General features: G+C 62.9%; 12 protein-coding genes. 2 read left to right on the forward strand and 10 right to left on the reverse strand.

Annotation, left to right across the window (positions count from 1 at the left end; genetic code table 11):
• Positions 1-725: 725 nt before the first annotated feature.
• From CCOS864_RS12330 to napE, 5 genes are read right to left on the reverse strand one after another with little or no spacing between them, the layout of a single operon-like run.
• Positions 726-1,322, reverse strand: coding sequence for a cytochrome c3 family protein (locus CCOS864_RS12330; protein ID WP_115086570.1), 597 nt, complete (start codon positions 1,320-1,322; stop codon positions 726-728).
• A 9-nt stretch (positions 1,323-1,331) separates the two neighbouring features.
• Positions 1,332-1,817: a nitrate reductase cytochrome c-type subunit gene (locus CCOS864_RS12335; RefSeq protein WP_115086571.1), complete on the reverse strand. Its 486-nt coding sequence runs from the start codon at positions 1,815-1,817 to the stop codon at positions 1,332-1,334.
• An 11-nt stretch (positions 1,818-1,828) separates the two neighbouring features.
• Positions 1,829-4,333 carry a nitrate reductase catalytic subunit NapA gene (gene napA / locus CCOS864_RS12340; RefSeq protein WP_115086572.1) on the reverse strand — a complete coding sequence of 835 codons (2,505 nt, stop codon included), beginning with the start codon at positions 4,331-4,333 and terminating at the stop codon, positions 1,829-1,831.
• Entirely contained in the window at positions 4,330-4,590 is a 261-nt protein-coding gene (locus CCOS864_RS12345; RefSeq protein WP_115086573.1) for a chaperone NapD, read from the reverse strand. The genes napA and CCOS864_RS12345 overlap by 4 nt, the downstream gene beginning before the upstream one ends.
• A gap of 30 nt (positions 4,591-4,620) precedes the next feature.
• Positions 4,621-4,791, reverse strand: a complete 171-nt coding sequence (gene napE, locus CCOS864_RS12350; RefSeq protein ID WP_115086574.1) for a periplasmic nitrate reductase, NapE protein — start codon at positions 4,789-4,791, stop codon at positions 4,621-4,623.
• A gap of 156 nt (positions 4,792-4,947) precedes the next feature.
• Between napE and CCOS864_RS12355 the strand changes: the two genes are divergently transcribed.
• A complete protein-coding gene (locus CCOS864_RS12355; RefSeq protein ID WP_115086575.1) occupies positions 4,948-5,298 on the forward strand; it encodes a DUF3302 domain-containing protein in 351 nt (116 codons plus the stop codon).
• A gap of 3 nt (positions 5,299-5,301) precedes the next feature.
• Entirely contained in the window at positions 5,302-6,261 is a 960-nt protein-coding gene (locus tag CCOS864_RS12360; protein ID WP_115086576.1) for an HlyD family secretion protein, read from the forward strand.
• 642 nt (positions 6,262-6,903) lie between these two features.
• Here CCOS864_RS12360 and CCOS864_RS12365 read toward each other — a convergent pair.
• The 5 genes from CCOS864_RS12365 to CCOS864_RS12385 are packed head-to-tail and all read right to left on the reverse strand — an operon-like array spanning position 6,904 to position 15,199.
• The gene (locus CCOS864_RS12365; protein ID WP_115086577.1) at positions 6,904-8,307 is read right to left on the reverse strand and encodes an ATP-binding protein; all 1,404 of its coding nucleotides are present in this window, start codon (positions 8,305-8,307) and stop codon (positions 6,904-6,906) included.
• Positions 8,304-10,112, reverse strand: coding sequence for a DAHL domain-containing protein (locus tag CCOS864_RS12370; RefSeq protein ID WP_115086578.1), 1,809 nt, complete (start codon positions 10,110-10,112; stop codon positions 8,304-8,306). Before CCOS864_RS12370 ends, CCOS864_RS12365 begins: the two co-directional genes overlap by 4 nt.
• Entirely contained in the window at positions 10,109-11,068 is a 960-nt protein-coding gene (locus CCOS864_RS12375; protein WP_115086579.1) for a cytochrome-c peroxidase, read from the reverse strand. Before CCOS864_RS12375 ends, CCOS864_RS12370 begins: the two co-directional genes overlap by 4 nt.
• Positions 11,069-11,078: 10 nt before the next feature.
• Positions 11,079-12,953 carry a putative bifunctional diguanylate cyclase/phosphodiesterase gene (locus CCOS864_RS12380; RefSeq protein WP_115086580.1) on the reverse strand — a complete coding sequence of 625 codons (1,875 nt, stop codon included), beginning with the start codon at positions 12,951-12,953 and terminating at the stop codon, positions 11,079-11,081.
• Entirely contained in the window at positions 12,950-15,199 is a 2,250-nt protein-coding gene (locus CCOS864_RS12385; protein ID WP_115086581.1) for a GGDEF/EAL domain-containing response regulator, read from the reverse strand. Before CCOS864_RS12385 ends, CCOS864_RS12380 begins: the two co-directional genes overlap by 4 nt.
• Positions 15,200-15,404: the final 205 nt, after the last annotated feature.

Below are 15,404 nucleotides of genomic sequence, written 5' to 3' on the forward strand. Positions count from 1 at the left end.
CGATCGAGCGCGTAGCGGTCGCAATCCAGGCGCCGCCTGATGTGTTGGCTGGGCTGGCCTCATCGCTGGCAAGCCAGCTCCCACAGTAGTGCTGTGTACACCGGACCTGTGGGAGCTGGCCTTGCCGGCGATCGAGCGCGTAGCGGTCGCAATCCGGGCGCCGCCTGATGTGTTGGCTGGAGCTCCCACAGTAGTGCTGTGTACGCCGGACTTGTGGGAGCCGGACTTGCCGGCGATCGAGCGCGTAGCGGTCGTAATCCAGGCGCCGCCTGATGTGTTGGCTGGAGCTCCCACAGTAGTGCTGTGTACACCGGACCTGTGGGAGCTGGCCTTGCCGGCGATCGAGCGCGCAGCGCTCGTAATCCAGGCGCCGCCTGATGTGTTGGCTGGAGCTCCCACAGTAGTGCTGTGTACACCGGACCTGTGGGAGCTGGCCTTGCCGGCGATCGAGCGCGAAGCGGTCGCAATCCGGGCGCCGCCTGATGTGTTGGCTGGGCTGGCCTCATCGCTGGCAAGCCAGCTCCCACAGTAGTGCTGTGTACGCCGGACTTGTGGGAGCCGGACTTGCCGGCGATCGAGCGCGTAGCGGTCGTAATCCAGGCGCCGCCTGACGTGTTGGCTGGGCTGGCCTCATCGCTGGCAAGCCAGCTCCCACAATGGATGTGTGTACACCCAACCTGTGGGAGCGGGCTTGCCCCGCGATGAGGCCTGTGTGGCGCGCTGAGTTACCAACCCGGCACCCCGCGCATGTCCGGCAGCTTATGGGCAATGCCCTTGTGGCAATCGATGCAGGTCGCCTGCCCACTGGCCAGCGAGGTCGAGTGCATGGCTGCGGCACGCTTGCTCTGGCGGGTGAAATCCATGAACTCGAAGTTGTGGCAGTTGCGGCATTCGCGCGAGTCGTTGGCCTTGAGCCGCGCCCATTCGTGTTCGGCCAGCTCGCGGCGATGAGCGAGGAATTTCTCGCGGGTGTCAATGGTGCCGAACAGCTTGCCCCAGACCTCCTTGGAGGCCTGCATCTTGCGCGCGATCTTGTGCGTCCACTCGTGCGGCACGTGGCAATCCGGGCAACTGGCGCGCACGCCGGAGCGGTTGCTGTAGTGGATGGTGTCCTTGAGCTCGACGAAGACGTTGTCGCGCATCTCATGGCAGGAGGTGCAGAATTTTTCGGTGTTGGTCACTTCCAGGGCGGTGTTGAAGCCGCCCCAGAAGATGATCCCGGCGACGAACCCGCCCAGGGTCAGAAAACCCAGGCTGTAGTAGACGCTTGGCCGCCAGAGAATGCCCCAGTATTCCTTGAATAGCCTGAACAGTGCTTGCATGGCGCCTCCTCAGGGTTTCTGCGCGGCGTTGGCATCGTCTTGCAGCAGCTTGTCGATGGTTTCGAAGCTGTTGCCCACCAGCGGCTGCACCTCTTTTTGCGCGACGTGGCACTGGGTGCAGAAGTAGCGCCGCGGCGATACCGCCGCCAGGGCCTGGCCATCGCGGTCCATATAGTGGGTGATGCTGATCATGGTCGCCTGGCTGCGCGCGCTGTTGGCGCGGCTATGGCAGGACAGGCACTTGTTGCCGTTGATGTCGACCTGATAGCCACGAATGGTGTGGGGAATGGTCGGTGGCTGGTCGGGATAGTTGCGTTCGCGCTTGAGGTCCTTGTTCTCGTCGTTGGCCAGCGGCGGCGCCGGCATGCTCTGGGTCAGGGTACCGCCAGGGCGGCGACCGTCCGGACCTGGGGCATCGAGGGGGTAGTCGACCTCGGCGGCGACCACCAGGCCGATCACCGCAAACATCAGCAAGGGCAGGCTGCGAATAGGCATGACGGTTCTCCTCAGGCCACGCTGATCAGCTCGATGCGTATGGCGCATTTCTTGTAGTCGGTTTGCTTGGAGATCGGGTCGGTGGCGTCCAGGGTGACTTTGTTGATCAGCTTGTTGGCGTCGAAGAACGGCACGAACACCAGCCCCCGTGGCGGTTTGTTACGGCCACGGGTCTCGATCCGTGCACGAATCTCGCCGCGCCGGCTGACCAGCTTCACTTCGCTGCCACGCCGGGCGTTGAGGGCCTTGGCGTCCTCCGGATGCATGTACACCAAGGCATCCGGCACCGCCTTGTACAGCTCTTCGACGCGCTGGGTCATGGTCCCGGTGTGCCAGTGTTCGAGTACCCGGCCGGTGCTGAGCCAGAACGGATAGTCGGCATCCGGCGCTTCGGCCGGCGGCTCGTAGGGCAGGGCGAAGATGATCGCCTTCTTGTCCGGGTAGCCGTAGAACTGCACGCCGCTGCCTGCCTCGACATAGGGGTCGAGGCCTTCGCGGTAGCGCCAGCGGGTTTCCTTGCCGTCGACCACCGGCCAGCGCAAGCCGCGCTCGCTGTGGTAGCGGTCGAAGGCGGCCAGGTCATGGCCGTGGCCACGGCCAAACTGGGCGTACTCTTCGAACAGGCCTTTTTGCGGGTAGAAACCAAAGGCCTTGGCTTCATCGTTCTGGTAGCCGGCCTCCATTTGCTCGACCGGGAACTGATCGACCTGGCCATTTTTATACAGCACCTCGAACAGGGTCTTGCCCTTGTATTCGGGGGCCTTGGCCAGCAACTCGGCGGGCCAGACCTCGTCGGTGGTAAAGCGCTTGGAAAACTCCATCAGCTGCCACAGGTCCGAACGGGCCTCGCCCGGGGCCGTCACCAGTTGATGCCAGAACTGGGTGCGGCGTTCAGCGTTGCCGAACGCGCCTTCCTTCTCCACCCACATGGCACTGGGCAGGATCAGGTCGGCGGCCTGGGCCGACACGGTCGGGTAGACATCCGAGACGATCACGAAGTTCTCCGGCTTGCGCCAGCCCGGCAACACCTCCTGCATGATATTGGGCCCGGCGTGCATGTTGTTGCTGGCCTGGGTCCAGTACACATTGAGCACGCCGTCCTTGAGCATGCGGCTCTGCTGCACGGCGTGAAAACCGACCTTTTCCTGGAGGGTCCCGGCAGGCAGCTTCCAGATCTTTTCGGCGGTGGCGCGGTGCTTGGGGTTGGTCACCACCAGGTCAGCGGGCAAACGGTGCGAGAAGGTCCCGACCTCGCGGGCGGTGCCACAGGCCGAGGGCTGGCCGGTGAGCGAGAAGGGGCTGTTGCCCGGCTCGCTGATCTTGCCGGTGAGCAGGTGGATGTTGTAGATCAGGTTGTTGGCCCACACCCCACGGGTGTGCTGGTTGAAGCCCATGGTCCAGAACGACACCACTTTGCGCTTGGGGTCGGCGTATAGCTCGGCCAGCGCCTTCAGGCGCTCCTCTGGCACGCCCGATTCCTTCGCCGCGCGCTCCAGGGTGTAGGGCCGCACGAACGCGGCGAACTGCTCGAAGTCGATATCGCTCCAGGTGTTGGCCTTGTCGGCGTTCTTGGCCTTGGCTTCCCGTGGATCGTCGGCGCGCAGGCCGTAGCCGATATCGTCGGCGCCCCGGGCAAAGCGTGTGTGCTTGCTGATGAAGTCCTTGTTCACTGCGCCGCTTTCGATGATGTGGTTGGCGATGTAGTTGAGGATCAGCAGGTCGGTTTGTGGTTTGAACACCATGGGGATGTCGGCCAGGTCGAAGCTGCGGTGCTCGAAGGTCGACAGCACCGCCACCTTGACCTGCGGCTGGCTCAGGCGGCGGTCGGTGACCCGGCTCCAGAGGATCGGGTGCATCTCGGCCATGTTCGAGCCCCAGAGCACGAAGGCGTCGGTGGCTTCGATGTCGTCATAGCAGCCCATCGGCTCGTCCATGCCGAAGGTGCGCATGAAGCCCATCACCGCCGAGGCCATGCAGTGGCGGGCGTTGGGGTCGATGTTGTTGCTGCGAAAGCCGGCCTTCATCAGCTTGTTGGCGGCGTAGCCTTCCCACACCGTCCATTGCCCGGAGCCGAACATGCCGATCGCTTCCGGGCCCTTGTTTTTCAGTGCTTCCTTGTACTTGGCGGCCATGATGTCGAAGGCCTTGTCCCAACTGATCGGCTGGAACTCGCCCTGCTTGTCGTACTGGCCGTTGCGCATGCGCAGCAACGGCTGGGTCAGGCGGTCGTTGCCGTACATGATCTTCGACAGGAAGTAGCCCTTGACGCAGTTGAGGCCGCGATTGACCTCCGCCTTGACGTCGCCATGGGTCGCCACCACGCGGTTGTCGCGGGTGGCGACCATCACGCTGCAGCCGGTGCCGCAAAACCGGCACGGCGCCTTGTTCCAGTTCAGGGTGACCAGGTCGGCCTCGGTCACCAGGTTGCTGGCATCGGTAAAGATCGGCAGGCCGGCTGCGGCGGCAGCGATGGCGGCGGCCTGGGCCTTGGCGAATTCACGGCGGGTCATGCTCATGGGCTGTCTCCTTCTGGGGCGAGGAGTTCGTGGTAGATCAGGGCGGCGTTGAGCACGCCGGGCAGGCTGTTGATCTGTTCGATGCGTTGCAGGATCTGCTGTTCATCGCTTGCCTCGAGCACCACCACCAGCTTGCCGGCGGCGCTTTGCCGGTGCAGTTCGAGGTGGTCGAGCAGGCGCAGGTTGGCTTTCACCGCCTCGAGCAGTTCGGGGCGGGCGTGTACCACCAGGCTGGCAATGTGCAGGGCTTCATCCATGGGCTGGCTCCAGTAGTCTGCGGGCGCGGGCTATCCGTTGGGTGGGCCGGGCGGGCCGTAGAGCAGCTGGTAAAACCAGACGAGAAAGCCATAGCCGCCGACAATGGCGACCGAGAGCAAGGGGAACAGGCAGACAACCAGAAACACGAACAGCAGGGTTTCCTTTCTGCGCGCAATCTTCTGTTCTTCAGCCAGTGACATGGAGCGATCTCCAGTCGAAAGTGAACTGAGCCTAGTCCAGCCTTCCATGCGCCGGCCGTGTGGCGCGACCAACGGTATACACGGCCTGCAGCTTGACAAGGCAATCGGTGATCTACACTCAAGCCACTGCTCACAGCACAGCGCCGGTAAGCGATCATGCTCGATTACTTCGCCTTGGGTTTGTTGATTTTCGTCGGCCTGGTGCTGTTCTACGGGATCATTGTGTTGCACGACATCCCCTACGAAATTGCCGTGCACCGCAATCATCCGCACCAGGATGCGATCCATGCCACCGGCTGGGTCAGCCTGTTCACCCTGCATGCGCTGTGGCCGTTCCTGTGGATCTGGGCGATGCTCTACCGCGAAGATCGCGGCTGGGGGTTCGGCGACGGCAAGTCGCCGCAAAACCATGTGCTGCGCCTGGAACAACAGGTACTCGAACTGCAACAACGCCTCGACCGACTCGAAGGAACATCCGCCGCTGACGAACGCGGCGAAGGCATCTGAGCCATGGACCTGCTACTGATCCTTACCTACGCCGCGATCTGCGTGGCGATCTTCAAGCTGTTTCGCATCCCGCTGAACAAATGGACCGTGCCCACTGCGGTACTCGGTGGCATCGTCATGATCGGTGCGCTGATCTTCACCATGAACTACAACCACCCGTATTCGGAGGTAGCGCGTTCGTATTTCGTCTCGGTGCCGGTGATCCCGGTGGTCACCGGCAAAGTGATCGAGGTGCCGGTCAAGGGCAACCAGCCGCTGGAGAAGGGCGATGTGCTGTTTCGCATCGACCCGGCGCCGTTCGAGCACCGCTTGCGCTCGCTCAAGGCGCAGATCGTCGCCGCCAGGGGGGATCTGTACCGCATCAACGAGCTGATCAAACGCAACTTCGGCACCCGCCGCGAGCAGGAAGCGGCCATCGCCCGGGTCGACGACCTGCAGGCGCAGCTGGACAACGCCCAGTTCGAACTCGACAGCACCGTGGTGCGGGCGCCGAGCAAGGGCTATGTCACCCATGTATCGTTGCGCGCCGGGATGATGGCCAGTGCCTTGCCGCTGCGCCCGTCGATGGTGTTCATCCCTGAAGAGGGCCAGTACTTCGCCGCCTGGATGCGCCAGAACAGCCTGTTGCGCCTGGTGCCCGGCGATGACGCGGAAGTGGCCTTCGACGGCATTCCGGGCAAGGTGTTTCACGGCAAGGTCAAGAATGTCATCGCGGTGATAGGCGAAGGCCAGGTCCAGCCCTCCGGCAACCTGGTCAGCTACACAGGCTCCCCCCCGGCAGGGCGGGTACCGGTGATCATCGAAATCGACGACCCGGCGTTCGCCCAGTACGCCAAGCAGATGCCCGGCGGTGCCTATGGCCAGGCAGCGCTGTACAGCAAGCACTTTCCGCATATCGCCACCATGCGCAAGATCCTCCTGCGCATGGCCGCGTGGATGAACTACATCTTCCCGTTCCACTGACGGCGTGCAAATGTGCGACCTGTGGGAGCGGGCTTTGCCAGCGATGAGGCCGGTACAGCCAGCACATCAGGTGTCGCCTGGATTACGACCTCTGTGGGAGCTGGCCTTGCCGGCGATGAGGCCGGTACAGCCAACACATCAAGTGTCGCCTGGATTACGACCGCTGCGCGCTCGATCGCTGGCAAGGCCAGCTCCCACAAGTCCGGCGTACACGGATCCACTGTGGGAGCTGGCTTGCCAGCGATGAGGCCGGTACAGCCAGCACATCAAGTGTCGTCTGGATTACGACCGCTGCGCGCTCGATCGCTGGCAAGGCCAGCTCCCACAAGTCCGGCGTACAGAAATCCACTGTGGGAGCTGGCTTGCCAGCGATGAGGCTGGTACAGCCAGCACATCAGGTGTCGCCTGGATTACGACCGCTTCGCGCTCGATCGCTGGCAAGGCCAGCTCCCACAAGTCCGGCGTACACGGATCCACTGTGGGAGCTGGCTTGCCAGCGATGAGGCCGGTACAGCCAGCACATCAGGTGTCGCCTGGATTACGACCGCTTCGCGCTCGATCGCTGGCAAGGCCAGCTCCCACAGGATTGGCGCTATATCTGTAGGAGCGGGCTTGCCCCGCGATGAGGCCATTGCTGCAGCGCTAGGCCGCCCGCGCCTGACGTATTGGCAGTTCGATCCTGAATGTAGTGCCGGCACCGAGCTCGCTGTGCACGCGGATTTCCCCTCGATGGCGCTTGATGATCCCGTACGACAACGACAATCCCAGCCCCGTACCCTGGCCAACCGGCTTGGTGGTGTAGAAGGGGTCGAAGATCTTTTGCAGGCTGTCGGCGGCTATGCCCGAGCCATTGTCGGCCACTTCAATCCATACCTGCTCGCCCTCGCAGCCGGTACGCAGGGTGATGGTGCCGCGCTCCGGGCCAATGGCCTGGGCGGCATTGACCACCAGGTTCATGATCACCTGGTTGATCTGCGAGGGCAGGCATTCGACCTCGGGCAACGGCGCATAGTCCTTGAGCACATCGGCCTTGTACTTGAGTTCGCTGGCAACGATGTTCAGGGTCGACTCGATACCCTGCTGCAGATTGGTCCACTGCCAGTCCTGGCTGGAGTCCACCCGGGAGAAGTCCTTGAGGTCCTTGACGATCTGGCCAACGCGGCTGATGCCGTCCTTGGACTCGCGGATCAGCTGGGGAATGTCCTCGAGGATGTAGTCCAGTTCGATCTCGGTGCGCAGTTTCGCCAGGCTTGCACTCAGCGCTGTCGGGTCGATGGCCGTCTCGGCGTCGCGGTAGGCCTTGAGCATGTCCTGCAAGCGGCTGAAATAGTCGTCCAGCGCCCCCAGGTTGGATGATACGAAGCCAATCGGGTTGTTGACCTCGTGGGCGACGCCTGCCGCCAACTGGCCCAGGGACGCAAGTTTCTCCGATTGCACCAGTTGGCTTTCCAGCAGCTTGCGCTCGTCGATCTCCCGTTGCAGCGCGGCGCTGGCCTGGGTCAATGCCAGGGTGCGCTGCTCGACCCGCTGTTCCAGTTGGTTCATCTGCAACTGGGCACGGGCGGTCATTTCCCACTTGGTGGTGAGGGTGTTGGCCATCTGCAGGACTTCGATGTTGTCGAACGGTTTTTTCAGGATGAGCAGGCGGTCATGGCCGTTCAGGCGGTCGAGCAACTCGTCCCAGGAGTAGTCCGAATACGCCGTGCACACCACCACCTGCAGCAACGGGTCGTGTTGCCACAGCGCTTCAATGGTCTGCGCGCCATCCCAGCCATCGGGCATGCGCATGTCGACGAAGGCCAGGGCGTAGGGCCGCTGGTGGCTCGCTGCATCGAGCAGTTTGCCCAGGCCTTCCTGGCCACCGTAGGCCGAATCGAGTTCGAACACGGTGGTGACGGCCTTGGGTGCTTCGCCGAACAGGGCGTTTTCCAGGGCATCGAGATCGGGGTTGGAGGCGCATTCCGGGGCCAGGATCTTGCGAAAATCGTCATGGATCGCCGGCGTGTCGTCGATCAGCAGGATGCGCCGGTTGCAGGGCTCGGTCATGATTCACCTTCGGCGATTATCAACGGGATTTGCAGGACGAAGCGGGCACCCTTGCCCGGCCCGTCGCTGTAGGCCGCCAGGTGGCCGTTCATTTCCACCGCGGCCAGGGCGCAGCTGTGCAGGCCGAAACCATGGCCTTCCTTGCGGGTGGTAAAGCCGTGGGCAAAGATCCGCGTCATGTTTTCCGGGGCAATGCCTTCGCCTTCGTCGGTGACGCTGATCTGCAGGGTGTCGTCGAGCCGGTTGACCCCCAGGGTCATGTTGCGGGCGTGATTGCACACGTCCGACATAGCGTATTTGGCGTTGCTGATCAGGTTGATCAGAATCAGCAGCAGGCGGTGTTTATCGCCCATGATCCGCGGTACTTCGTCGTACTCCTTGAGCACCGTAACGTGGTGGCGGGTGAGGGCGCCGGCGTTCATGCGCAGGGCATCTTCGAGCAGCGTGCTGACCACCAGCGGCTCCAGCAACGTGCTGGCCCCGGCATAGGATTGCTGGGTGGCGACGATGTCCTTGATGTGATCGACGCTCTTGCTCAACTGGGTCAGCTCATCGGCCATTTCCTTCTGCTCCAGGCTGATCGCCTCGACCAGCTGGTTGAGGTAACCAGGGAGCATTTTGCCTTTGGCGTCTTCGCTCAGGTAACGCCCCAGGTCGTCGGGGTGCTCATTGATCAGCTGCATGGCCTTGCCCAGGCCCAGAGCCTTGCTGTTGCGCAGCTTGCGGGTCACCAGGTCGGCGGAAATGTTCACGCTGTTGAGCACGTTGCCGACATTATGCAGAACGTTGGTGGCGATTTCCGCCATGCCGGCCTGGCGCGCGGTGTCGAGCAGTTCGCTCTGGGTGTCCTTGAGCTGGCGGGTGCGCTCCTCGACCCGTTGCTCGAGCTCGTCGTTGGCACTGACCAGCGCGCGGTTGACCCGGTTGATCTCGCCAAAGCTGCGCATCAGGCGTATGCCCATGTAGATCAACAGCAGGACCAGCAGGGTGGAGAACACCAGCAGGTAGAAATGGTACTGCTGGTCGACCAGGGTGGCGGCACGCTCGTCGCGATCGAGCATCAACGTGATGTCGTCCAGGCGTTCGGCCACCGGCACTGCCTCGATCTGTTCAAGCAGTTGGTTGACCTTGGGTTGCTCGCGCAGGATCAAGGCAATGTGGTTGCTGAGGATATCGATGGGGGCGTGGAACTCGACAGGCAGGCGCTCTTTGTTGATGGCCAGCTTGTTCAACCCGACCAGTATGTCGGCGGCCTTGTCATCGGTGGTCATCTGGGCGAACTCGAGGCTGCTGAGCATCAGGTCGTAGGTGTCGGTGGCAATGTTGTGCAGGCGCAGTTTGTCGGCATCTGCAAGCTGCCCTAGCTGGGCCTGGATACCATCTTCGGCGGTCGGTAAAAAGGCCAGGGAATTGCGCAGCACGGCGTTATGCGACTTGAACTGTTCCACCAGCCGCGACTTCTGCGCCAGGGCGCCCTGGTAATCGGCGTAGGCCGTGCGCCAGGCGGGTGTATCGCTGTGGCCATGCAGGGCCTCTGTGGTTTCGAACGCCTGCCACAGGCGCGTCATCTCCACCAGCGGCGACACCAGCGGGTCATAGTTGTAGCTGATGGTGATGCGCGCCTTGAGGATCTCGTTTTCCCATTGCGAGTCGTATTGCTTGATCTGCCGGACCAGGTCGCGGGCCCGGGCGTAGGTTTCGGTTTCATCGGCCTTGGACATGATGTACAGGTACACCAGTACCGAGGCCAACAGCGCCGCACTGGCGCCCAACAGGAACAGACCGTGCCGGTGGGTCAGTCTCATAACGGTTTGCCCTCCCATTCACCGGTCAGGGTCTTGAGGAACTGGACGATCAGCGCCTGGTCCTCGGCGCTTGGCGTGCGCCCGAGCTGATAGCGGAACATGACCTCGACCGCCGCTTCCAGGGTCGCTGCCGAGCCGTCATGAAAGTACGGTGCGGTGACCGCGACATTGCGCAGGCTGGGCACTTTGAACACATGCCGGTCGTCCTCGTCACCGGTGACGTTGTAGCGCCCCAGGTCTGCCTCGCTCGGGTTGCCGCGGTCTTTGAAGTAGTCACCCAGCACACCGAATTTCTGGAACATGTTGCCGCCGATGTTCACCCCCTGGTGACAGGCGATGCAGCCATACTCCTGAAAGCGCTGATAGCCGTATTTTTCTTCGGTTGTGAGGGCCTCGGTGTTGCCTTGCAGGTAACGGTCGAAGCGCGAGCCGGGGGTGAGCAAGGTGCGCTGGAAGGTGGCCAGGGCATTCTGGATGCTGTGCTCGCTCACGCCTTCGCTGTAGGCCTGGGCAAAGCCGCTGCGGTACTGCGGGTCGGCGGCAATGCGTTGCACCACTACCGTCCAGTCGCTGCCCATTTCCGTCGGGCTTTGCACCACCAGGTGCGCTTGCTGCTCCAGGGTTTGCGCGCGGCCATCCCAGAACTGGCGAAAATTCAGGCTGGCGTTGAATACACTGGGGGTATTGACCGGCAAGGGCTTGGCATCGACGCCGAGCGAGCGCGGCAAACGGTCGGCACCGCCATGGTCGAGTTGATGACAACTGGCGCAGGACAGGCTGTTGTTGCTCGACAGACGTGGATCGTTGAACAGCTTGCGGCCCAGTTCGACCCGCTCGGCAGCCAGTACCGGTAGGGCCGGCAGCGGCATGAACGGCCCGCCAACGCTTTGTGCCAGGGCCACGGCGCTGGCGCCAAGGGTTGCTGCAACTACCAGCAAGGGGAGGGGTTGTGCCATCCATGCGCTCTCAATCGTGGGGTGCGATGCGTTGTGGGTAGGTGTGCAGCAGCCGGGCGAACGCTGCAGGGTCTAGCGGTTTGCTGAAGTAGTAGCCCTGGCCTTGCTCACAGTCCTGGGCTTTGAGGAAACTCAGTTGCTCGGCGGTTTCAACCCCTTCGGCGATAATGTTCAGGTTCAGGCTCTTGCCCAGGCTGATGATGCTGCTGACCAGCCGGGCATCGTTGTTGTCGCTGCCCATCTCGCGGACAAAAGACTTGTCGATCTTCAACACATCGACGGGGAATTTCTGCAGATAGCTGAGGCTCGAATACCCGGTGCCGAAGTCATCGATGGCCAGGCGCACACCCAGTTGCTTGATCGCCTGCAGGGTGACGACCGTGGCGTCGACGTTGCGCATCAGCACGCTTTCGGTGATTTCCAGTTCGAGTAGCGACGGGTCAAGGCCGGTGTCATTGAGCACGCCGGCCAGGTTGTCGACAAAGCCGCGCTGGCGAAAGTCCATGGCCGAGACATTCACCGAAACGCGCAATGGCGCCATTCCTTGCGCTTGCCACGCGCGTGCCTGGCCACAGGCCTGGCGTAGCACCCACTGGCTGAGGGCGATAATCAGGCCGCTGTCCTCGGCCACCGGAATGAAATCGGCGGGGTACACCCAGCCGTGGTCGGGACGCTGCCAGCGCACCAGCGCCTCGGCACCGACGATGGTGCCGTGGCGCAAGTCCACCTTGGGCTGATAGTGCAGGACAAACTCGTCACGCTTGAGGGCCAGGCGCAGGCCGCTTTCCATAGACTGCTGGCGGCGCGCGCGCAGGTTCATGTCGTCGATGAAAAAGTTGAAATCGTTGGGGCCGCTGTCCTTGACATTGCGCATCGCGGTCTCGGCCTTCTTGATCAGCCACACCGGGTCGCTACCGTCATCGGGATAAAGGCTGATACCCATGCTCGCGGTCACCGTCAGGTCATGGCCCGCCAGGGCATGCGGCATGCTGATCGAGGCCAGGAGCTTTTCGGCGACGCCCTGGGTTTGCTGCGGATGGACAATGTCGCAGAGGATCACCACGAACTCGTCGGCGCCGTAGCGGAACACCGAGTCCGACTCGCGTACGCTGCTGGTCAGCCGTGCTGCGACCTGTTTGAGCACTTCGTCGCCGACCGGATGGCCAAGGGCATTGTTGATGCGCTTGAAGCGGTCCAGGCCAAGGAACATCACCGCGGCCTTGCGCTCGTGACGACGCGCATGCAACAGATGCTGGGTCAGGCGGTCACCGAGCAGTGTGCTGTTGGGCAAACCGGTAAGGGCGTCGTAGTGCAGCAGTCGGGACACCTGCAGCAGCTCCTGCACCCGCTCCTCGACGGTGCGTTGCAGATCATGCAGCTTGCGCGTGGCGTCCTGGGCCAGTTGCCACTTCCAGCTCAGGGCATTGGCCATCTGGCGGATTTCCAGACTGTCGAAGGGCTTTTTCAGGATCAGCAACTGGTCGCCGAACTCGATGTGCTCGGCCAGTTCGTCCCAGGAGTAGTCCGAGAACGCCGTGCACAGGGCAATTTGCAGGTGCGGGTCGGCCTTCCACAATGCCTTGACGGTTTCCAGGCCATCCCAGCCAGGGGGCATGCGCATGTCGGTGAATGCCATGGCGTAGGGACGGCCTTGCGCACGTGCGCGGGTGACCAGCTCCAGCGCGTCTTCACCCCGGTAGGCGGAATCGAGTTCGAACTGCAGGCGTCGCCTGGCGGATGAGCCGAACAGCAGCGCCTCGGTAGCTTCCAGCGACTCCCGGCCCAGCGGCTCGGGGCTGAGGATCTTGCGAAAATCCTGATGGATTGCCGGGGTGTCGTCGATGATCAGGATTCGCCGGTTGGCGGGTTGGCTGAGCGGGTTCATCGCCTCACCTGCGGCAGTGGCATGCTGTCGAGCTTCAGCAGTTCCAGCGCCTGGGCGCTGTCCAGCGAGCGGCTGAAGGCATGGCTGATCGGCTGGGCAGCGTCGCTTCCGAGGAGGTCATGTGGCTGCGACAGTTCATGCCGGTCGGCGATGATGCCGATACCGACGTCACGGGCAAAGTTGATGATGGCGCGCAAGGTCTGCGCGCAATCGGGGTCGTTGCTGGCGCAGTCGAGTAGTTGCGGGGCCAGTTTGAGATGGTTGACCCGGTAGGTCTTGAGGTAGTCGAACGAGGAATACTCGCTGCCGAAATTGTCGATGGCGATCTTCACCCCCAATTGGCACAGCCGGGGAAGGATATCGTTGTGGGTCCACTTGGTTTGCGCCAGGGTCGCTTCGGTGACGTCGAAGCGCAATTCCCAGGGGCAGATGTTCCAGCGGGCGGTGGTGCGCAACACGTCGTAGATCAGGTCCGCGCCCGACTTGAGCTGGGTCAGTGAAACCTCCATGGCGATCAACGGTGGCGCGATGCCCTGGTCATGCCACTGGCGCATCTGCCGACACGCCTGGTCCAGCAGCCAATGGCCAAGGGCGATGCTGACACCGGTTTTTTCCGCCGCCGGCATGAACACCTCGGGTGCCAGCCAGCCGCGCTCGGGGTGCAGCCAGCGCACCCGGGCCGCCATGCCGAGCACCTTGCCACTCCCCAGGTCGATCTCCGGCAGGAACTGCAACTGCAGCTCGTCGTGCTCCAGCGCGTGCTTGAGGTCGTTGGCCAGGGTTACCCGCTCGCCGACTTCGCGGGTGATCTCCTCGCTATGGAACTGGAACTGGTTGCGGCCTTTTTCCTTGGCCCGGTACAAGGCCATGTCCGATTGTGCCAGCAAGCCATCGGCGCTCAGGCACTGGGGGGTGTACAGGCTGATGCCGATGCTCGACGACAGGCGCACGGCATTGTTGTCCAGGTAGTAGGGCTGGGCCAGGGCATCGCAGACCTTGCTGGCCAGGGCGGCACAGCGGGTCGGCTCGTCGACGTCCAGTTGCAGAATGGCAAACTCGTCGCCACCCAGGCGGGCAACCACGTCGTTCTCGCGGGTGCAGGCGCTGAGCCGTCGTGCCACCTCCTGCAACAGCAAGTCACCGACCGGATGGCCGAGGGTGTCATTGACCCGTTTGAAATGATCCAGGTCCAGGTAGAACATCGCAAATGGCGTTGCACCGCGCCTGGCGGCGGCAAACGCCTGGTGCAGGCGCTCGATCAGCATGGCCCGGTTGGCAAGGCCGGTGAGGCCATCGGTACGTGCCATCAGGGCGAATTTCTCTTCGGCCAGGCGGCGCTCGGTAATGTCGAGGATGATGCCTTCGATTTCCACCAGCTGGCCCTGGGCGTTGCGTACCGGGATATAGCGGTTCTCGACCCAGCGCAGGGTGTCATCGGCGGTGCGCAGGCGGAACTCGATGGAGGCTGCGGCGGCATCACGGTCCAGTACCCGCGCCATGGCCTCGTCGAGTTTGCCCAGGTCATCGGCATGCACCAGGGTGCTGGCCCAATCCGCAGCACCGACCAGCCGGGCTGCCGAGTGACCGAACTTGGTGATGTTGTGCGAGATGTACATCAGGGCAAAGGGCGGCTCGCCCCTTAGCCGGTAGAGAATGGTCGGGCTGTTCTGCACGATGATATTGGCATCGGCCAGCTCGCGGGTGCGCGCTTCGACCGCCTGCTCCAGGCGTTCGGCCTTGAGTGCGGCCTGTTCGGTCATCTGCCATTTGACCGTCAGGGCATTGGCCATTTGCCGGATCTCGATGGCATCGAAAGGCTTTTTCAGGATCAGCAGGCGGTCACCCAGGTCAAGCTGGCCGGCGATGTCTTCCCATGAATAGTCGGAATAGGCGGTGCAGAGCGCAACCTGCAATTTGGGATCGACCTGCCAGAGCCGTGCGATGGTCTGCAGGCCGTCCCAGCCGGGCGGCATGCGCATATCGATGAACGCCATGGCATAGGGCGCCTGGGCATTCAGGGCCGCCTCGACCTTGGCCAGCGCCTGCTCGCCCTGGAAGGCTGAATCGAGGTCGAAGTGCTGGGCTGGCGCCGTCGGCGGGGCGCCGAACAGCGCGTGCTCGGTTTCCCCTAGCGCGTCGTGGGTGCAGGAGCCGGCGTCGAGGATCTTGCGAAAGTCCTCATGAATTGACGGCGTATCGTCGACGATCAGAATCCGGCGATTGATGTCGGTCGGTGGCTGGCTCATCGCAACGCTCCGATGGCGCGCGCAACCGGCAAGTGGACGTGCATCGGGCAACCCTCCCTGGTAGCAATGCTCATGGAACACCTTCAGGGTCAGCATAGTCAGGCAAATGCCCATGCGCGAACCCGGGCACAAAGGTCGACCGTTTCGGCAAATGTCATCTAGCCTGTGTTCAGGAGCTGGTGCGCAGGCCCAAGGTGCAGGGAGG

It is taken from the genome of Pseudomonas wadenswilerensis (assembly GCF_900497695.1).
In the GTDB taxonomy this organism is placed as follows: Bacteria; Pseudomonadota; Gammaproteobacteria; order Pseudomonadales; family Pseudomonadaceae; genus Aquipseudomonas; species Aquipseudomonas wadenswilerensis.